This is a genomic window from Caulobacter sp. LARHSG274 (assembly GCF_052871235.1).
This window is the reverse complement of record NZ_JBIXJO010000003.1, coordinates 190,060-209,411: the sequence shown is the minus strand read 5'-3', so window position 1 is coordinate 209,411 and position 19,352 is coordinate 190,060. Positions and strand designations below refer to the sequence as shown.

The 19,352-nt window shown below is 69.9% G+C and carries 18 protein-coding genes; 5 read left to right on the top strand and 13 right to left on the bottom strand.

The window, feature by feature from the left end:
- Nucleotides 1-11: 11 nt before the first annotated feature.
- Nucleotides 12-395: a response regulator gene (locus ACIPQB_RS09240; protein WP_446484928.1), complete on the bottom strand. Its 384-nt coding sequence runs from the start codon at nucleotides 393-395 to the stop codon at nucleotides 12-14.
- A complete protein-coding gene (locus tag ACIPQB_RS09235) occupies nucleotides 388-1,827 on the bottom strand; it encodes a sensor histidine kinase (RefSeq protein ID WP_446484927.1) in 1,440 nt (479 codons plus the stop codon). The genes ACIPQB_RS09240 and ACIPQB_RS09235 overlap by 8 nt, the downstream gene beginning before the upstream one ends.
- A 107-nt stretch (nucleotides 1,828-1,934) precedes the next feature.
- Between ACIPQB_RS09235 and ACIPQB_RS09230 the strand changes: the two genes are divergently transcribed.
- Complete coding sequence (locus ACIPQB_RS09230) at nucleotides 1,935-2,942, top strand: chemotaxis protein CheB (RefSeq protein ID WP_446484926.1); 1,008 nt, start codon at nucleotides 1,935-1,937, stop codon at nucleotides 2,940-2,942.
- Here ACIPQB_RS09230 and ACIPQB_RS09225 read toward each other — a convergent pair.
- From ACIPQB_RS09225 to ACIPQB_RS09175, 11 genes are all read right to left on the bottom strand, one after another.
- Nucleotides 2,939-5,155, bottom strand: coding sequence for a CheR family methyltransferase (locus ACIPQB_RS09225; protein ID WP_446484925.1), 2,217 nt, complete (start codon nucleotides 5,153-5,155; stop codon nucleotides 2,939-2,941). The two genes, ACIPQB_RS09230 and ACIPQB_RS09225, sit on opposite strands and share 4 nt — an antisense overlap.
- 250 nt (nucleotides 5,156-5,405) lie before the next feature.
- Entirely contained in the window at nucleotides 5,406-6,590 is a 1,185-nt protein-coding gene (locus tag ACIPQB_RS09220; protein ID WP_446484924.1) for a Coenzyme F420 hydrogenase/dehydrogenase, beta subunit C-terminal domain, read from the bottom strand.
- A gap of 5 nt (nucleotides 6,591-6,595) precedes the next feature.
- Entirely contained in the window at nucleotides 6,596-7,660 is a 1,065-nt protein-coding gene (locus tag ACIPQB_RS09215) for a polysaccharide pyruvyl transferase family protein (protein WP_446484923.1), read from the bottom strand.
- A gap of 38 nt (nucleotides 7,661-7,698) precedes the next feature.
- Nucleotides 7,699-8,706, bottom strand: a complete 1,008-nt coding sequence (locus tag ACIPQB_RS09210) for a UDP-glucuronic acid decarboxylase family protein (RefSeq protein WP_446484922.1) — start codon at nucleotides 8,704-8,706, stop codon at nucleotides 7,699-7,701.
- Nucleotide 8,707: 1 nt separating this feature from the next.
- Nucleotides 8,708-9,826: a CgeB family protein gene (locus ACIPQB_RS09205; protein ID WP_446484921.1), complete on the bottom strand. Its 1,119-nt coding sequence runs from the start codon at nucleotides 9,824-9,826 to the stop codon at nucleotides 8,708-8,710.
- Nucleotides 9,823-10,917 (bottom strand): CgeB family protein, encoded by a 1,095-nt coding sequence (locus ACIPQB_RS09200; protein WP_446484920.1) that lies wholly within the window; start codon nucleotides 10,915-10,917, stop codon nucleotides 9,823-9,825. The genes ACIPQB_RS09205 and ACIPQB_RS09200 overlap by 4 nt, the downstream gene beginning before the upstream one ends.
- Entirely contained in the window at nucleotides 10,914-12,038 is a 1,125-nt protein-coding gene (locus tag ACIPQB_RS09195) for a CgeB family protein (protein WP_446484919.1), read from the bottom strand. Before ACIPQB_RS09195 ends, ACIPQB_RS09200 begins: the two co-directional genes overlap by 4 nt.
- Complete coding sequence (locus tag ACIPQB_RS09190) at nucleotides 12,035-13,165, bottom strand: glycosyltransferase family 4 protein (protein WP_446484918.1); 1,131 nt, start codon at nucleotides 13,163-13,165, stop codon at nucleotides 12,035-12,037. The genes ACIPQB_RS09195 and ACIPQB_RS09190 overlap by 4 nt, the downstream gene beginning before the upstream one ends.
- Complete coding sequence (locus ACIPQB_RS09185) at nucleotides 13,162-14,232, bottom strand: SDR family NAD(P)-dependent oxidoreductase (RefSeq protein ID WP_446484917.1); 1,071 nt, start codon at nucleotides 14,230-14,232, stop codon at nucleotides 13,162-13,164. Before ACIPQB_RS09185 ends, ACIPQB_RS09190 begins: the two co-directional genes overlap by 4 nt.
- Nucleotides 14,229-15,341: an NAD-dependent epimerase/dehydratase family protein gene (locus ACIPQB_RS09180; protein ID WP_446484916.1), complete on the bottom strand. Its 1,113-nt coding sequence runs from the start codon at nucleotides 15,339-15,341 to the stop codon at nucleotides 14,229-14,231. Before ACIPQB_RS09180 ends, ACIPQB_RS09185 begins: the two co-directional genes overlap by 4 nt.
- 9 nt (nucleotides 15,342-15,350) lie before the next feature.
- Nucleotides 15,351-15,620, bottom strand: a complete 270-nt coding sequence (locus ACIPQB_RS09175; protein ID WP_446484915.1) for a hypothetical protein — start codon at nucleotides 15,618-15,620, stop codon at nucleotides 15,351-15,353.
- A gap of 276 nt (nucleotides 15,621-15,896) precedes the next feature.
- On the opposite strand from ACIPQB_RS09175, the gene ACIPQB_RS09170 reads away from it, so the two are divergent.
- Genes ACIPQB_RS09170 through ACIPQB_RS09155 form a run of 4 tightly spaced genes read left to right on the top strand, consistent with a single transcriptional unit; the run spans nucleotide 15,897 to nucleotide 19,352 of the window.
- Nucleotides 15,897-17,027: an inositol-3-phosphate synthase gene (locus tag ACIPQB_RS09170; protein ID WP_446484914.1), complete on the top strand. Its 1,131-nt coding sequence runs from the start codon at nucleotides 15,897-15,899 to the stop codon at nucleotides 17,025-17,027.
- A gap of 8 nt (nucleotides 17,028-17,035) precedes the next feature.
- The gene (locus ACIPQB_RS09165) at nucleotides 17,036-17,620 is read left to right on the top strand and encodes a histidine phosphatase family protein (RefSeq protein WP_446484913.1); all 585 of its coding nucleotides are present in this window, start codon (nucleotides 17,036-17,038) and stop codon (nucleotides 17,618-17,620) included.
- Nucleotides 17,617-18,423: a TIGR04290 family methyltransferase gene (locus ACIPQB_RS09160; protein ID WP_446484912.1), complete on the top strand. Its 807-nt coding sequence runs from the start codon at nucleotides 17,617-17,619 to the stop codon at nucleotides 18,421-18,423. Before ACIPQB_RS09165 ends, ACIPQB_RS09160 begins: the two co-directional genes overlap by 4 nt.
- A complete protein-coding gene (locus tag ACIPQB_RS09155; protein WP_446484911.1) occupies nucleotides 18,420-19,352 on the top strand; it encodes a beta-xylosidase in 933 nt (310 codons plus the stop codon). Before ACIPQB_RS09160 ends, ACIPQB_RS09155 begins: the two co-directional genes overlap by 4 nt.

The following is a 19,352-nucleotide window of genomic DNA, read 5'->3' as shown; positions in this document are numbered from 1 at the left end:
CGCGCTCCCGGCTACTGGAGGACATGGTCGCCGACCAGCAGCGACAGTAAAAGGCGCGGCTGGATCGGCTTCTGCAGCAGCGGCGCGCTGCGATAGCGCTCGGGCAGAACCTCCGGGCCGTAGCCGGTGGCGAAGACGTAGGGAACCTTCTGGGCCGCCAGGGCGTCGGCCAGGGGAAAGACCATTTCCCCGCGCAGGTTGACGTCCAGCACCGCCCCGTCGAGCCCGCCGTCGGTGGTCAGCAGCATGTCGAGAAGCTCCAGGGCCTCGTCCAGGGCGCCGACCGGCCCGAGCACGCAGACCCCGAGCCCGGCCAGGGTTTCGGCCAAGTCCTCAGCCAGCAGGTACTCGTCCTCGACGATCAGGATTCGCGCGGTCTGGGCGGGATCAGACATGGGGCGACCCTCCCGTGCGATCGGGCGTGGGCAGGGGCAGTTCGATGGTGCAATGGACGCCGTCGTCGGCGAAGCCGAAGGCGGTCGTCGCGCCTAGCTGATAGGGCAGGGCGCGCTCGATCAGCTGGCGGCCATAACCGCCGCCCCGGGCCGCGTCGGGGTTGGGAGGCGGCATGCCGGGCACCCCGGTCTCCCGCCAGTCGACCACCAGGCGCCGCTCGTCGGCCGAGACCTCTCGAACCGCCCAGCCCACCGTCAGCCGACCCCCGGGATGGGCCAGGGCGCCGTACTTGACGGCGTTGGTGGTCAGTTCGTGCAGGGCCAGGGCCAGGGTCTGGACGTGGGTGGAGCGCAGCTCGACCCCCGTCGGACCCTCAAGGCTGACCTGGGAGGTCGCCTGATCGTCGGCCAGCGGAACATGGGCGGCCAGTTCGTCAGAGAGCAGCGCATCGAAGCTGACGCGCCCGCCCGTCGGCCGGCGCGACAGCAGGCCCTGGACGCGGGCCAGCGATCCGAACCGCTCCTCGATGCGGCCGCGGGCCTCGGCGACGTCCTTGCTGCTGGCCAGGGTCTTGCGGATCACCGTCTCGACCACCGCCATCAGGTTGCGGGTGCGGTGTTGAAGTTCGGCCACCAGCACCGCCTGGCGGTCCTGCAACTGGATGAGCTCGTGAACGTCGGTGACCGCGCCGAACCACTGGCTGACCCGTCCCCGACCGTCATGCAGCGGCTCGGCCCGGGCCAGGAACCAGCGATAGTCGCCGCTGCGGTGGCGGACGCGATACTGACGCTGGAAGGTCTCGCCGGAATTGACGGCGGCCGTCCAGGCCTCCCGGGTCGGGTCCCGGTCGTCCGGATGAAGGGCGTCGATCCACCCCGCGCCTAGCGCCGCCTGCAGATCCTGGCCGGTGTAGTCATACCAGCGGCTGTTGCACCAGGTGACCTGGCCGACATTGTCCGCGCGCCACAACAGGTCGGGCACGACATCGGCGATGGCGCGGAAGGAGGTCTCGCTGACGCGCAGGGCGGCGTTGGCGCTGGCGATTTCGCGGGTGCGTTCGGCGACCTTGGCGTCGAGGTCGCGATTGGCGCTGTGCAATGTGGCGTTGGTCGCCTCCAGCTCCTCGGTCAGGACCTGCAGCTCCTCGAAGGCGACGCGCAGTTCTTCCTCGCTCTGGCTGAGCGCTTCGGACCTGGCCAGAACCTCGGGCGGATGCGCATCGTCAGGGGCGGCCGCCGCGGCATAGGCGGCGTTGGCCGCCTGCAGTTCGCGCGCCAGCATCGTGACGCGGCCCCGCAGCCGGTCCCGGTCCTCGACCAGCCGGATATTGTCCTCGACGGCCCCTTCCAGGGCGGTGCGCAGCTGTTCCATCTCGTCGCGCAGCCGCGCGGTTTCGTCCGCCGGGGACTCCAGGCTTGGGTGTCCGTTCATCGCTGCTCCCAGCGACCTAATGCGGCAAAGCCGAAAAAGTCGCATTGCGACGGTCCCGGCGCGCACTTTCCGGCCTTCGTCGCGTTAAATCGGTGAAGGAGCCTGCGATGGCGACCAAGGACATCATCGTCATCGGCGCTTCCGCCGGCGGCGTGGAGGCGCTGCGTCGGCTCTGCGCGACCTTGCCCGGCGACCTGCCGGCCGCGGTGCTGGTGGTCCAGCACCTGTCGCCCTCGGGGCGCAGCGTGCTGCCGCAGCTGCTGGCCAAGGCCGGTCGCCTGCCGGCCGCCACGCCGGCCGACGGCGAGCGCCTGGCGATGGGAAGGATCTATGTCGCCGGCCCTGACCACCATCTGCTGTTGCGTCCCGGACATGTCCTGATGCGCCGCGGTCCCTATGAAAACCGCACCCGGCCGGCCGTCAATGCGCTGTTTCGGTCCGCCGCCGTGGCCTATGGCGGCCGGGTGATCGGCGTGGTGCTGACCGGGCTGCTGGACGACGGCACCGATGGCCTGATCGCCATCAAGGCGGCGGGCGGCACCTCGGTGGTGCAGGATCCCAAGGACGCCGAGTGGCCGTCGATGCCGCGCAATGCGCTCGCCCGCGACCATGTCGACCACGCGGCGCCGCTGAGCGACCTGGGATCCCTGCTGTCGCGCCTGGCGCGCGAGCCGGCGGGACCCAACCTTCCCGTATCGGAGGACTACATGGCCGAGGACCGCATCGCCGCCCAGGACTTCGCCGCCATGGAGCTGAACCTGCCGCCGCCCGGCCGAGCCAGTCCCATCGCCTGTCCCGACTGCGGCGGGGTGCTGAACCAGATCGAGGCCGACAAGGAGGTGCGGTTCCGCTGTCAGATCGGTCACGCCTTCTCGCCCCTGGGCCTGGCGGCCGCCCAGGCCGACGAGCTGGAGCGGGCGCTGGCGGTGGCCGCCCGCACGCATCGCGACCGCATCCGGCTGTTCGGCCAGATGAAGGACAACGCCAGGGATCGCGGCCTGGCCCATGCCGAGGCCCGGTGGGAACTCGCCTCGGTCGAAGCCGAGGGTTTCGTCTCGGTGCTCGAACAGGCAATCGTCCAGCTCAAGAAGCCGCCCGGCGACGGAGAAGGTTAGACTCCGGCCAGGTTGCGTACGGTGACCATCAGGATCGGCGGGACCTCCTGCGGGAAACGCCTGAGCCGCAACTCGACCGAGCGCTCCCCCTCCGCCGAGCGCAGTGTGGCGGCCAGGACGGCCTCGTCGGTCCGGCCGTCGATCAGGGGCGCGAGCTTCGCCCGGATCGCCTCGGGCTTAGTCTCGGTGATCAGGTCGAGCAGGGTCATCTTGGCCAGCTGAGCCTGGCTGCAGCCTAGTTCGCGCAGGCCGATCTCATTGGCCTGCTTGAAGGCCAGGGTGTCCGGGTCGACGAAATAGGTCTCGCCCAGCGCCGCGTCCATGACCCGGCCCAGATAGCCGCGATAGTCCTCGCTGCGCCGCTCGCCGGTGAGGTCCTGGAACACCATGACCAGTCCCAGGCGCGCGCCGCTCTCGTCGAGCAGCGGCGAGATCCGCACGCGGCAGATGATCGGCCGCCCGCGGCGGTCGACCCCTTCTAGCACCTGCTCGGTCTGTTCCTCGCGGCCGCCCTGCACGCTGGCCAGGCGTTCGCGCAGCTGGTGCACGGGCAGGCCGATGTCGAGCGCGTCGAAGCTCGTCCCCATCACCTCCTCGGTCCGTAGGCCCCAGGTGTTCTCGCTCCAGCGGTTCCAGCCCTGGACCAGGTGGTTCTGATCGATGACGATGACGCCGCCGTTCATCGCCCGCAGCACCGACTCCAGGTGCGAGCGGTAGGCGGAGGCCTGCTCGGCCTGGATGCGCAGCTCCTCGTTGACCGACTCCATCTCCTCGTTGCTGGAGCGGGCCTCCTCGTTCAGCGTCTCCAGTTCCTCGTTGGTGGACTGCAGCTCCTCGTTGGTGGTCTCCAGCTCCTCGTTGGTCGACTGGAGCTCCTCGTTGGTGGTCTCCAGCTCCTCGTTGGCCGACTGCAGCTCTTCGATCGAGTTTTCCAGGCTTTCCTGGGTGGTCTTCAGTTCGCGCTGCAGGGCGTGGCCGCGGGTGGTGTCGGTAAAGGCCAGCAGCACGGCGTAAGGCGAGCCGTCGGGGGCGCAGAGCGGCCGCACGTCGATCGTCAGTCGGATCGTTTCGGACGCGCTGAGGCGATATTCCTGGTCGTCCAGGCGCTGCGACCGGCGCTGGCGGAACGCCTCCTCGATCGGACCGCGCAGTTCCAGGGGACGGTAGGACACCGGCAGGTCCTGGAAGGGCCGGCCGACGTCGGGCTCGCCCACCCCGAGCAGGCGGTGGGCGGCGGCGTTGACCAGCGACACCATGCCGGTGTCGTCGACCACCAGATAGGCGGTGGAGGCCTCGTTCAGCACCGCTTCGAAGAGGCGCGGATGGGTCGGCGACGGTTCCACCGGGTGGCCCATGTTCGGTCCGAACGGCCCGTTCAGCGGACGACGCCACTCCTGCGGGACCTTGGTGAAGAGACGATGCTTCATGTCGACCGGATTGAACAGCGCCGAGCGGGCCAGCTGAGTCTCGGCCTTGCCCAGGAACAGGTAGCCGTCGCGCGCCAGGGCGTAGTGCAGGCGGGGCAGCACCAGGTCCTGGGTCTCGCTTTCCAGGTAGATCAGCAGGTTGCGGCAGACCAGCAGGTCGATGCGCGAGATCGGCGCGTCGGTGACGACATTGTGCCGACCGAAGATCACGCATTTGCGCAGGTCGCGCTGGAAGACGTAGTGGTTGTTGATCCGCTCGAAATAGCGATCGAGATAGTCGGGGGGAATGTTCTCGACGTTGCGGGTCTGGTAGGTCGCCAGGCGGGCGGCCTTCAGAGCGTCCTCGTCCAGGTCGGTGGCGTAGATCTTCACCCGCCGACAGAACGCCGCCACGCCCATTTCCTCGGCGAACAGCATGGCCAGCGAATAGGGTTCCTCGCCCGAGGCGCAGCCGACGCTCCACACCCGGATCGGGCGGTCGTCCTTGGCGTTGGCCACCACCTGCGGGATCACCCGGGCGCGCAGGACATCCCAGGCCTCCTCGTCGCGAAAGAACGAGGTGACGTTGATCAGCACGGTGTTGAGCAGGTCGCCGAACTCGCCGGGATGAACCTCCAGATAGGCCTGGTAGCCCGCGAAGTCCTCGACCCCGAGCGCCTCCATGCGCAGGGTGATCCGTCGCCGCAGGCTGGTGCGCTTGTAGCCGCGGAAATCCAGGCCGCGGCTCTCCTGGATGTGGCGTAACAGGGCCTCGAACTCGGGATCGACCTGCGCTTTTTCGGCCATGTCCCTGGCGACTCCGCGTTGACGCTGGTCCTTTCCTAACCCTTCGGTGAGCCATGTCCACCCGGCCGACGCTCGCCCGGGAACAGCCGGTCGAAGGCTCGGCCCAGAGGTCCGCGCGAATAGGTCAGGGCCTGATAGGTCCTCAGCGTCAACCGCGCCCAGACAATGTAGATCGCGGGGCGCTTCAGCAGCCTGGCCAGCAGGAAGATGCGATGGCTCCAGGTCCTGACCTGGGTCCGCAGGCGATAGATCAGCCTGCGCCGCAGGGGCAGCCCCCGGCGCTCGGGGTCACCCGCTTGCGGGGACGGACGCCGCGGCGGGGCCAGGTCAGGCGATAGGCCAGACCCTCGCGGCGGTGGCGGAACCCGGCCGCCTGGGTCTCGACCACCACGGCCGGATCGACCGGTTGCAGGTCCAGCCGGCCGTCGCCGATCGCCGCCTCGACCAACTGGCGCAGGACCGGCGAGCGGACCACGATCACGTTCGTGCCGCGGCCGTCGCTGGCGTAGGGCTCGACCCAGGCGTCGCCGAAGGCGATGTCGGCGGTCTCGGCCGCCACGTCGTCGCAGGCGTCGCAGGCCGGGTTCTGGAAGAACCCCGCGCCCCAGTCGCCGTCGGCCAGATGCCACCAGTCCCGGTTGCGCCGTGACCCGTCCTTGAGGACGAGCTGGGCGGTGTACCAGTTGGCGGGGCGAGCAGGGTCCTTGAGGCGGTAGTCGAGGGCCGCGACCGCGTCGAGCCTCACGCCCATCTGCCAGGCGAAGCTCTCGGCCATGCGGGCGCTCTTCATGTGGCCGCAGAACAGGCCCAGGGTGAAGACGATCCGTTCGCGCAGCAGCGGCTCGCGGGCTCGCAGCAGGTGGATCGCCTTGATGAAGCAGGGTATGCCGACGACGGCGTAGCGGCCGGGCGTGCGGCGGATCGTGTCGATCACCCCGGACATCTCGACGGGATAGTAGCGCGACTTCGCCCCGGCCCGGACCGCCTCGACCGACCGGGAAACGGTGTAGGCGAAACCCGGCGCGGGCGTCGGAACCACGTGGGCGACCGCGTCGACCAGGCCGCGGTCCAGCAGCTCGGCGGCCGTCCAGGTGACCATGCCGCCGGAACTGCCGTGGGTCCGGAGTTCGGCGTCGGCCGCCGCCCCGACATAGGTTGCCTCAAAGCGGCCCAGATAGGCGTCCCGCGCGGGGGCCTGGGCGAAGCGCTCGGCGGCGATCTGGTCCTCGTTGGCGGCGGCGGGCGAGAACGGACAGGTCGCGGCGAAGGCGGCCGAAGGCGCGCGGCGCCAGTCGGCCGGGCCTTCAGGTTTGAACTGGCCGTAGCGATCGAGCTGCATCCGCGCCCCGGTCAGGCCGGCCGCGCACCCGCCGCAGCCGATGCACAGGTTCGACCGGACGATGTCGTGCGGGCTGAGTTGGTCTGGCCGGTCCACGCCGCTCAAGCCAGGACGGCGTCGAGATAGCGTTGCGAGCGGGTCCGCATGCGCGTCAGGCGCTGATGGATGCCGGTCTCGAGCGGCGTCTCCAGCAGCGTGTGGTAGGTCGCCGGCGGCGTGGCCTCGTCGACCAGGTGGCGCTCGGCGCCGAGCGTGGCGGCCAGGGCGGTGATCTTGTTGGCGCGATAGGGGCTGGTGGCGCAGATGAACGGCTTGGCGTTGACCAGGGCGAACACGCAGCCATGGAAGAAGGTCGTGGCGACGGCGGCCGCGCCGGCCATCAGTCCGGCGAAGCTGTCGGGATCGACGTCGATCCGCTGCTCGTCGGCCCAGGCGTTGTGATAGCCGACGCTGACCAGCCGCCGGCCGCGCTCGGTTGCCCAGCGCTGGATGGCGCGCTGGAACCAGGCCGGAAAGCTGTGGCCGTAGACGACCACGGCGTCGTCGACCTCGCCGGGCGCCGCCCGCGCGGGCGGCGGGAACTGCAGGCAAGGATCCAGGACCAGTTCGGGCGCACGGCCGACGGAATGCTCGACCAGCGCGCGGGAATTGGCGTCGCGCACCGAGATGTGGGCGAAGTCGTCCAGGTCCCGCGCCAGCTGGCCGTCGAGGCCGTCCCGGATGTCGTGGTTGCCGAAGCTGGCGGCGTAGGAGGCCAGCCGCCGGGCGTTCAGTCCCTCGCCGAAGAACAGCCGATGGCGGCCGTACCAGGGATGGCGCAGGTTCCAGACCTCGTCGCTGCCGACGATGACCAGGTCATAGGCCTCCATGCCGGCCGGATCGTCCAGGTCGAACGGCTGCGAAAGCGGCAGGGCGTCGAAGGCGGCCCGGAAGCGGTCGATCTTGGCGCGATAGAGCCGCCGCTCCGGCTTGGCGGTCGGGGCCGGCAGGTGCGGGGCCAGGGCGCAGCGCCACTCGGCCCGGTCGACCCGCGGCGAGGCGTGGTCGAGCAGCACCGCGTCGTGGCCGGCCTCGCGCAGGCCTTCGACCAGCCGCCGCGCCTGCCAGTAGGAGCCGTAGTTGATGCAGCGATGGAAGGTCAGGACGCCGATCTTCTGTGCAGGCATGGCGTGGACTTCAAGCTTGGATCTGGCGGCGAAACGCGTCAGGCGCGGATGCGGTCCTCGACATCGGGTCCAGGCGGGGCCAGCCGCCGTTGGGCGTCGAACCAGGCGATGGTCTTGCGCAGGCCGTTCTCCAGCGAGGTGGTTGGCGACCAGCCCAGCAGGGCGGCGGCGCGGGTGATGTCGGGCCTGCGCCGGCGGGGGTCGTCGACCGGCAGCCGGCGATAGCTGACCTGGGATGAGGATCCGGTCAGGTCCAGCACGAGATCGACCAATTCGCAGATCGTCAGCTCGGTCGGATTGCCAAGATTGACCGGCCCGCCTGGCGAGCCCTCGTGCTCCATCAGCTTGACCAGGCCGTCGACCAGATCGGCCACGTAGCAGAACGACCGGGTCTGAGACCCGTCGCCGAACACGGTGATGTCGTCGCCGGCCAGGGCCTGGCTGACCAGGTTGGACACCACCCGGCCGTCATGGGCCGAAAGCCTTGGTCCGTAGGTGTTGAAGATCCGCGCCACGCGGACCTCGGCCCGTCCCAACCGCTCGAAGTCGAAGCACAGGGCCTCGGCCGCGCGCTTGCCTTCGTCATAGCAGGCCCGCGGCCCGGTGCAGTTGACATTGCCCCAGTAGGACTCCGGCTGCGGGTGGGCGACGGGGTCGCCATAGACTTCGCTGGTCGAGGCCTGCAGCAGGCGGCCCCCGTCGCGTTCGGCCAGCTTCAGAAGCTGGTCGGTGCCGACGACGCTGGTCAGCAGGGTGTGCTCGGGATCGGACTGGTACAGCGGCGGCGAGGCGGCGCAGGCCAGGTTGTAGATGCGGTCGTAGCGGGTCCTGGTCACCTTGGCGGGCAGGGGGGCGACGATGTCGGCCTGCACGAAGCTGAACCGCGAATGGGTCTCGATGCGACGCAGGTTGTCGCGCGAGCCGGTCTGCAGGTTGTCGACGCAGCAGACGACGGCGCCGTCGTCGATCAGGCGTTCGCACAGGTGCGAGCCGACGAACCCCGAACCGCCGGCGACCAGGATCGAGAGGGGGCGGGCTTTGGGCATGTCAGATCTCGGCATAGGCGGAAACCTCGCTGGGCGCGGACAGGGGGACGGCGCTCGTCGCCAGGGCCTGGCGAAGGTAGCTTTCCAGCTTGAGCGCGCGATGGCGGGCGGTGTGCTGACCAAGGATGCGGGCCCGTCCGGCCGTCCCGATGCGTTCGCCGACCTCGGGCGGCGCATTGAGCAGGTCGAGCACCGCCTGGGCGTCCGTCGCCAGGGCGATCTCCTCGCCGGGAATGAACAACTCGTCCAGGCCGGGCCAGACGTCGGAGATGATCGGCGTCCCGCAGGCGGCCGCCTCGAACAGCCGGACGCTGGGGCTGTGGCCGGCGGCGATCATGTCGGCGCGGGTGACGTTCAGGGTGAAGCGGCTAGCGCTGTAGAAGGCCGGATGCTCGGCGGGCGGCACGTGGTCCAGCCGCTCGACATTGGCCGGCCAGGCGATGCTGTCGGGATATTGCGGCCCCGCCACGCAGAACCGCAGGTGCGGCGCCTGGCGGGCGGTCTCCAGCAGCAGCGTCTCCAGCGTCGGCTGGCGATCCTCGCTATAGGTGCCCAGATAGCTGAGATCCCAGCGCTTGGGCCGGTCGAGCGGGCGATAGGTCTCGGCGTCCACGGAACAGAACAGCGGCCGCGCCGCGGGCGAGCCATAGACCTGCTCCAGGCGGCGCAGGGCCGGCCCGCCGGTGAACGACAGATAGAGCTCGTAGCCGGGGATCAGGTCGGGCGACAGGTACTCGGCGTCGCCGTCCTCCAGCCGCGCCAGGGTGACCGGCGTGTCGATGTCGTAGAACACCGCCAGGCCGCCGGCGATCTCCTGCACCCACCGTCCGACCGCGATCCCGTCGGGCACGAAGGAGCCGACGATCACCGCGTCGGCGGCGACGATGTCCGCGCGCCAGGCCTCCAGGTCGGCGACCTGCTGGTAGAGCGCGAAGCGGCAGAAGGTCGGATCCAGGTCGCGATGGGCCGCATACCAGGGCCTGTCGCGTTCGAGAAACAGGACGTCGTGGCCCCGCGCGACGAAGGCGCTCAGCAGGGCCCGATAGGTGGTGGCGTGGCCGTTGCCCCAGGAGGAGGAGAGGCTCAGGCCCAGGACGACGATCTTGAGCGGCGCGCTCATGTCAGGCTCCTCTCGCGTTTCAGATCGAAGGCGCGGCGCAGCAGCGTGTCGACCTCGGCCCCGCGCCGGGCGTAGGTGTGCTCGGCCAGGATGCGGCGGCGCGCCGCTTCCCCGATCTGGTGGGCCCTTTCGACGGACAGGCTGGCCAGGTGCTCGGCGACGTCCTGGCCGTCGCGGGCGACCAGCACCTCCTCGCCTGGGGCCAGGAACAGCTCCAGACCCTCCCAGGCGTCGGTGATCAGGCAGCCGCCGGCGCCGGCCGCCTCGAACACCCGGGTGGCGGGCGAGAACCCGACCTGGGCCATGGAGTCTCGCGCCACGTTGAGCACCGCCCGCGGCGAGCCGTTGAAGGCGTTGTGCTGGTCGGCCCCGATGTGGCCGAGCCGGGCGATGTTGGCCGGCAGCGGCTTGTCGTCCCAGCCGGAGCCGCCCAGCAGGAAGCGGTGGTCGGGCAGGCGGGCGGCGGCCTCGATGAAGAACTGCTCCACCCGCCGCTCGCGGTCGGGCAGGCGGTTGGCCAGGAAGTTGAGGTCGCAGGCGTAGCGCGCCGCCGGGGCGACCGGGTGATGGGTGGTCGGGTCCAGGCCGTTGTAGATCGGCCGGCAGACCCGCGCGCCGACGGCCTCATAGGCGGCGATCACCGGCGGGCCGCCGCCATAGGTCAGGACGAGGTCAAGGTCGGGCAGGGCGCGGCGCAACGGATGGTCGGGCGCGGGGGTGATCTCGGCCAGGGTCGCCGGCGCGTCGACGTCCCAGAAGATCTTCACCGCCCGGGGCGCGGCCGCGGCCATGGTTCCGGCCAGCAGCAGGTCGTCGAACACGCCCACGCCGCTGGCCTTGACCACGACGTCGGCATAGGCCGCCTCGCCGACGACATAGGCCAGCGCGTCCGGCGTCGCGTCGTAGACCACCACCTCGGCCCAGTCGGGCGGGTCGATGTCGCGGTGCTTCTGGCGGTCGAAGGCGTCGGGTTCGTAGAACACGACCTGGTGGCCCCGGCCGGCCAGCTCGCGCAGCAGTCCGCGGTAGTAGGTCGCCGCGCCGTTCCAATAGGTGGACAGCAGGCTGGAGCCATAGAAGGCGATCTTCATGCGACGGACTCCCATGCGATGGACTTCATGGCGGGCGCGGCCATGGCCGAGACGATGGCGAGCAGTTCGTCGACCCGGTGGGCGCAGGTGTGGCGGGCGCGGATGGTCTCCAGACCGGCGGCGGCGAGGCTGGCGCGCAGTTCGAGATCGCAGCTCAGGGCGCGCAGATGGACGGTCATGGCGGCGCCGTCCGGCGCCACCAGATAGTCGACGCCCGGCCGGAACAGGCCCTCGACGTCCCGCCATGGCGCGCAGACCAGAGGTATGCCGCAGGCCAGGGCCTCGAAGACCCGGATGGTGGGAATTCCCGGCAGGCGCTCGACATAGAAGCGACGCGGCACGTGGATGGTGGCCAGGTGTCGCGCGAACACCTCCGGCGCCTTGGGATTGGCTAGCCAGCCGCGGTAACGGGCGCCGTAGCGGGCCAGCAGGGTCTTGGCGGGGGCGGGATAGCGCACGCCGTGGACGTCGAGGGGCAGGCCCGCCTGAGCGGCCGGCCGCAGCAGGAAGTCCTCGATCTGGGCCGTCCGCTCGCCGTCGCCCCAGTTGCCGATCCACACCAGTCCCTGGCGCTGGCCCTCGATCTTCGGCGGGTGGAACAGGGTGATGTCGGCGGCCTCATGCCAGACGAACACCCGATCGCCCCAACCCCACCGCCGGTAGACGGCGGCCAGGGTCTCGCCGAACGCCAGCACCCCGTCATAGCCGTCGAGATCGAAGGCCCGGATGGCGTCGGGATCGCTGACGGCGCGGTGATGAGTGTCGTGGAACAGCAGCAGGAAGCGGCCGCCGTTGCGACGGGCTCGGCCCAAGGCGGCGACCAGGGCCGGATCGCTCCATTCGTGGACGATCACCAGGTCGGCGTCGTGACAGGCTTCGAGCGCCTGGCCGATGCGGGCGTAGGTCCGCGAGTCCAGGTCGGGATAGGCGTCGCGAAAGGCCGAAAGGCCGGCGGGGCCATGGTCGGCCAACAGGCTGGCCAGGCTCCAGGCGTCCTGCGGTTCGAAGGCGGTGACCGCATGGCCACGCCAGGTCAGGTCGCGCAGCACCCCGCGTAGGAAATGGGCGTTGCCGTGGTTCCAGCAGGAGGCGAGAGAGTGGGTGAAATAGAGGATTCTCATGCCGCCGCCTCCTGGTCGGCGATGGCGCCGGTCCCGGTCCACAGGGCGCGGTAGACGCCTAGAACCCCCTCGACCATGGCCGCGACGCTGTAGCGGCGCGCCCGTTCGGTGGCGGCCCCGGCCAGGCGCTGGCGCGCCTCCGGATCGTCCAGCAGCCGTTGGATCGCCTGGGCGAGGGCCTTGGGATCGCGGGCGGGGGCGAACAGCGCCGCGCCGTCCCAAAGCTCCCGGAAGGTCGGAATGTCCGACAGCACCAGGGCGCAGCCCGCCTGGGCCGCCTCCAGGACCGCCAGGCCGAACGGCTCATAGAGGGCAGCCGAGGCGAAGACCTGGGCCTCGGCGAAGGTCCGGCGGATCGCCGCCGTCGACATCGGGCCCCGGGCTTGGGCGTGGACAAGCCGCCGGCGCTCGCCAGTGGGGCCATCGAGGGGCCCGGCGGCCAGCAGCGGCGCATCGATCCACCGGGCGGCGGCGTCGAGCACGGCGACATTCTTGCCGTCGTCCCACAGGCGTCCGGCCGTGCAGACCAGCCGCTGTTTCGGAGCCGCCTGGGGGGCGGCGTCGCGCCGGCCGTTGTGGACCACAAACGGTCGCGGGGTTTCGTAGGTCCTGGCGGTGTCCTCGGCGAAGGCCGAACTCGGGGCGATGATGGCGTCCGAAGCCAGCAGACCCTGCCAGTGGCGTTGGCAGCGCCAGCGGAAATCGTCGGGCATCGGCTGATCGCGGACCGCGCTCCACCAGGTGGCCAGGCAGGAGTGGGCGACGCTGATCACCGGCTGGTCGAAGGTCTGGCCCGCCGCCAGGGTCGGCGTGTTGAGGTGGATCAGGTCGGCGCCGCTGTCCTCGGCCAAGGCCCGCAACCGGTCGGCGGCCGGAGCCAGGGCGTTGGGCGCGTCCGCCAGCCAGTCGAGGGGCAGGTCGGTCTCGACCAGGGTCAGTCCCGGGATCGCGGCGACCTGCTGGCGCTGGTCGACGCTTGGCCTGGGGCCCAGCACCGCCAGGGTGGTGGAGATCCCGCGCTCGGCGAAGCCCTCGACCAGGTCCACGGCGTAGGTCCAGACGCCGCCCACGGCGTCGGTGGTCATCAGCACATGGCGGGCCGGGCCGCCCATCATCGCCGCCCTCAAGACACCGCCTCCGCCAGGGCGGCGGCCGGCAGGGGCGCGGCGGCTTCCTCGCGCAGCCAGGCCGCCAGCCGCGCGACGCCGTCGCGCCAGGCCACCGGTTCATCCAGGTGCAGGGCCCGCCGCGCGGCGCCGGCGTCCGAGACGTAGTAGCGCTGGTCGCCCGGTCGCCAGTCCTCGAACCTCAGGGCGACGCCGCGGCCGATCAGCTGTTCGATGTGGCCCAGCAGCAGGCGCAGGCTGACGGCGTTGGCGCGGCCGCCGCCCAGGTTGAAGGCCCGACCCTTGACCGTCTCGATTCGCCGCCAGGCCGAGACATAGGCCTCGACCGCATCGGCCACATAGAGGATGTCGCGCACCTGGCGGCCGTCGCCATAGATAGTGATCGGCTGGCCGGCCAGGGCGCGGATCAGGAAGTGCGCAACCCAGCCCTGGTCCTCGGTGCCCATCTGGCGCGGACCATAGATGCAGCTCATCCGCAGCACGCAGGTCGGCAGGTCGAAGCTGCGGGCGTAGTCGAGCACATACTGGTCGGCCGCGCCCTTCGAGCAGCCATAGGGCGTATGGAAGTCGAGCGGCCGGCGCTCGTCGACGCCGTTCAGCCGGATCGACGGATCGCGGGGCAGGTGGCAGTCGTCGACGATCTCCAGCGGCACGTCGGCGAGGTCGCCATAAACCTTGTTGGTGCTGGCGAAGACCAGCGGCGTGCGGCGGCCCTGACGGCGCAGGGCCTCGAGCAGGTTGACCGTCCCGCGGACATTGACCTCGAAGTCGCCGACCGGATCGACCAGGCTGGTGGTCACCGCCACCTGGGCCGCCAGGTGGAACACCGCCGTCGCGTCGCGGACGACCTTGCCCACGGCCTTTTCGTCGCGGATGTCGCCGATCACGGTGCTGACGCGTCGAGGATGCCGCGCCTCCAGCCAGGCGAGATTGCGCTCGACCCCGGGGCGGGCCAGGGCGTCGAAGACCACCACGTCATGGCCGTCTGCGGCCAGCCGGTCGGCCAGGTTGGCGCCGATGAAGCCGGCCCCGCCGGTCACTAGCACCGGTCCGGATCCGCCGCTCATGCCACCAGCCCGCGCATTTCTAGTTCCTTTCGGGCCTCGACGACACGGTCCTCGCTCTCCTGGCGCGCGACCCATTCGGCCAGCTCGGCCAGGCCCTGGGCGAAATCCTCCCGGGCGGCGTAGCCCAGGCGGGCCTGGGCCTTGGTCAGGTCGGGGATGCAGTGGCGGATGTCGCCGGCCCGGCTCTTGCCGGTGATCTCCGGCGTCAGGTCGGCCTGGCCCATGGACTGGGCCTGCAGTCGGGCCACCGCCTCGATCGTGCGGTCCTCGCCGCTGGCGATGTTGAACACTTCGCCGACCGCCCCGGGGTGCTCGAGGGCCAGGGCGAAGGCGCCGGCCACGTCGCGGACATGGACGAAGTCGCGGCGCTGGCGGCCGTCCTCGAAGATCATCGGGGCCTGGCCGTTGGCGATCCGCGAGGCGAAGATCGCCAGCACGCCGGTATAGGGATTGGAGAGCGCCTGGCCCGGTCCGTAGACGTTCCACAGCCGCAGGGCCGCGCCTTGCATGCCGTATTGCCGCGTCAGCGTCAGGGTCAGGCGTTCCTGCACGAACTTGCCGATGGCGTAGACCGACTTGAGCGCGTTGGCCTTGGTCTCGGGAGTCGGGGCGGGCAGCAGCGGCCGGCCCTGGTCGTCCAGCGGGTCCCACGATCCATCCGGATTGCGGCCGGTTCGGTCGACGTCCTCGACCAGGGCCCCGTCCTGGGTGCGGTAGAGGCCCTCGCCATAGACGCTCATCGACGAGGCGACCACGACCCGCTCGACCGGATTGTCGATCAGTTGCTGGAACAGCACCGCCGTGCCGTAGTCGTTGACCGAGGTGTAGCGGTCGACCGCGTACATGCTCTGGCCGACGCCGACCTCGGCCGCCAAGTGCACGACCTGGTCGACCCCGCTGAGGGCGCGCAGCACCGCGCCTTCGTCGCGCACGTCGCCGACGATCAACTCGACCTCGCCGTCAAGCTCGCCCGGCCGTTCGCGGGTGGGGTGCACCTGCTCGATCAGGCTGTCGAGAACGCGGACCTTCTTGCCCTCCGCGAGCAGGGCGTGGGCAAGATGCCGACCAATAAAGCCGGCGCCGCCGGTGATCAGAACAGTCTTCGACATCGGCGGGCCTCAGCGATTGATGAACTTGGAGAAACGGCTTTTCCCGCCGCTCGCGGTCTCTTCCTGTTCGAGCAAGGCCAGGCCGTTTTCCTCGAAGATCTCGAAGAATTCGTCCCAGCCGATCTCTTCGAGTTCGTCGTCCTTGTCGCCGAAATCGAAGCGTAGAACGCCGCCGCCGCCCTTGCCGGCGGTGGTCTTGACCCGCGCAGGTCTGCCGCCGCGCGTTTCCGCCCAGCGCCGGATTTCGTCATGGTCGGTGATCGTTTTGGCTTTGCTCATCGCCGTCCGTCCCTTCGGTGCACGGCGAGGCTAACCGATCATCTTGATCTAAGTTCCCTGGATCGAGAGTATTGGCCTGATTTTATCAATTGTTATCCTGAAACAGGAGTTCATTTGGCGAAGTTATATTTTGGCAAATGGCAAAAGCGAAGAATTGCCGCGTTTAACATTTGATAGGGAGCAGTGTCGGCAGGAACAAAGCTGGGGTCGATCGCTTGACCAGCTACAAAGCTGGCGCGGGTCTGGCCGCCTCCAGCGCCATGTTGAAGGGACGCCATGGCTCGCAGGAAACTTCGTGTAGGACTGGTCGGGGTCGGCAATTGCGCCTCGTCCTTCGTCCAGGGACTGACGCATTACGCCGAAGCCACGGCCAATGCGCCGCCGCCGGGACTGATGCATGTCGACCTGGGCGGCTACCACGTCGGCGACATCGAACTGGCCGCGGCCTTCGACATCCATGCCGGCAAGGTCGGGCGCGACCTGGGCGAGGCGATCACCGTCGCCCCCAACAACACCGTGCAGTTCGCCCGCCCCGGCGCCACCGGCGTGCGGGTGCGCCGGGGCCCGACCCTGGACGGCGTCGGCCAGTACCTGACCGGCGACATCGAGGAATCGGCCGAGCCGCCCGTCGACGTCGCCGAGGAGCTGCGCCGCAGCGGCGCTGAGATCCTGGTCTCCTACCTGCCGGTCGGATCGCAGGCGGCGACCGAATACTACGCCCAGCAGGCGCTGGCCGCGGGCTGCGCCTTCGTCAATTGCATCCCGGTGTTCATCGCCTCCAACCCGTCCTGGGCCCGGCGGTTCGAGCAGCGCGGCCTGCCGATCATCGGCGACGACATCAAGAGCCAGGTCGGCGCCACCATCGTCCACCGCGTGCTGGCCAACCTGTTTCGCGACCGCGGCGTGCGGATCGACCGCACCTACCAGCTGAACTTCGGCGGCAACACCGACTTCAAGAACATGCTCGAACGCGAGCGCCTGACCTCGAAGAAGATCTCCAAGACCCAGGCGGTGACCAGCCAGTTCGACGTGCCGCTCGACGCCGACGACGTCCATGTCGGACCCAGCGACTTCGTGCCGTGGCTGAGCGACCGCAAATGGGCCCACATCCGCCTGGAGGGCACGACCTTCGGCGGCGTCCCGCTGAACCTGGAGCTGAAGCTGGAGGTCTGGGACAGCCCCAACTCGGCCGGAGTGGTCATCGACGCCGTGCGCTGCGCCAAGCTGGCCCTGGACCGCAAGCTGGCCGGGCCGCTGCTGGCGCCGTCGAGCTACTTCATGAAGTCGCCGCCCGAGCAGTACACCGACGACGAGGCGCGGATCCGCACCGAGCGGTTCATCGCCGGCCTCGACGAGGCGGGGGACGATCGACGCGACGCGCGGCCGCGCGCGCGCCTGGCCTCATGAGCACGACGGTGTTCTTTGTCCGACATGGCGCTCACGATCGGCTCGGCCGGGTGCTGTGCGGGCGCATGGAGGCGGTGAGCGTCAGCGAGCATGGGCTGGCCCAGGCCGACGCCGCGGCCCGCCGGCTGCGCGATGAGCCAATCGCCGCCGTCTATGTCAGCCCGATGACGCGCGCCGCCGAGACCGCCCGCCCGATCGCCGCGGCGCATGGCCTGCAGCCCCGGACCGACGAGGCCCTGAACGAGATCGACCTGGGCGTCTGGACCGGGGCGGTGTTCGAGGACCTCGACCACGCGCCCGAATGGGGCTGGTGGAACGCTTCGCGCGGCCAGCACCGGGCGCCCGGCGGCGAGTCCATGCTCGAAGTGCAACTTCGGGTGGCCAACTGGATGGAGGCCGCGCGCCGCCGCCACGCCGACCAGGCCATCGTCGCGGTGTCGCACGCCGACGTCACCAAGGCCGCCCTCTGCCACGCCCTGGGCCTGTGCCTGGATCATCACGGGCGCATCGAGGTCGCGCCCGGCTCGATCAGCACCGTCGTCGCCGCCGCCTGGGGGCTGAAAGTCCACAGCATCAACGAGGCGCCCGCATGAGCCTTTTGACCGGCGAACAGATCCGCGCCCGCGCCGCCGCCCTGGGCGACTGGTTCCACAACATCGACCTGGACGGGGTGCAGACCGCGCCCAACCACTTCCTCAACGACTATCCCAACGTCAAATGGCGGCGCTTCCAGCACGCCATTCCCGAGGACCTGAGCGGCAAGAGCGTGCTCGATATCGGCTGCAACGCCGGCTTCTACTCGATCGAGATGAAGCGGCGCGGCGCCGACCGGGTGCTGGGGGTCGATTTCGACGACCGCTACCTGGAGCAGGCCCGCTTCGCCGCCGAGGTGAAGGGCGCCGACATCGAGTTCCGCAAGCTGTCGGTCTACGACGTGGCCGAGCTGCGGGAGCGCTTCGACATCGTCCTGTTCATGGGCGTGTTCTACCACCTGCGCCATCCGCTGCTGGCCCTGGACCTGATCCACGACCACGTCGCCGACGACCTGATGGTGTTCCAGTCGATGCAGCGCGGCTCCAACGACATCGTCCCGGTGCGCGCCGACTACGACTTCTTCGAGGACAAGCATTTCGACGATCCGGCCTATCCGAAGATGCACTTCATCGAGCATCGCTACGCCGGCGACTGGACCAACTGGTGGACGCCCAACGCCGCCGGCTCGGCCGCCATGCTGCGCAGCGCCGGTTTCGAGATCCTCGATCGTCCCGAGGACGAGGTCTTCATCTGCCGCCGGACCGAGCGGCCCACCGAGGCGGGCGCCGTCTATCCCGCCCGGTCGCGGACCAACGGCAAGTCACACGGCGCCAACGGGCGCGACGAGGGAGAGCACGGATGATCGAGGCGGTGAAGATCTGGAACGAGCCCAACAACAAGTCGCATTGGGACCCCAACCTCGATCCGGAATGGGACATCTTCGCCAGCATGACCCGCCTGGCCGGCCAGGCGATCGCCGCCGAGAACGGCGCCCTGGTGCGGGTGTTGGGCGGCATGTCGCCGATCGATCCGGCCTTCCTGGGCCGCCTGGAGGCCAAGGGCGTGCTCGACGCCGTCGACGCGGTGGCGGTGCATGGTTTCCCGCTGGACTGGAACCTGTGGTCGATCGACGACTGGCCCGCCAAGCTGGCCGAGATCCAGGCGGTGACCGACAAGCCCGTCTGGGTGACCGAGGTCGGCGTCTCCAGCTTCGGCTCGGAGGAGGTGCAGGCCTGGGGCGTCCGGCGCACCGCCGACCTGCTGGTCGGCAAGGCCCCGCGGATCCACTGGTACAGCCTCTACGATCTGCCGCGGACCTGGGAGGCCACCACCCGTCACAAGGAAGCCGAGGGCTCGTCCTATTACCGGCACTTCCACATGGGGCTGCTGCGCGAGGACGGAACCCCGAAGCCGGGCCTGGAGGTCTATGCCGACTACGCTGATCGCATGGGGCTTTGCCAGTGGTTCCACTATCAGGATCACCGCCTGGACGAGGCGGTGGGCTGGCTCAAGCGGCTGGGCGTGCGGCACCTGCGCACCGGCCTGTCCTGGGCCGACAGCTTCCGGCCCGACGCCCTGGCCTGGTTCGACCGGCAGATGCAGGCGCTCGAGGACTTCGACGTCACCGTCACTTTCTGCTTCACCCCGGAACATCGCGGCATCGAGCCGCACCACACCAGCCCGCCCCAGGCGGTCGAGGAGTTCGCCGAGTTCTGCGCGGCGATGGTGCGGCGCTACGCCCCCGCGACGGCGCCGGTCGTGACCCGTCCCGCGGCGCTGGCGGTCGGCTGA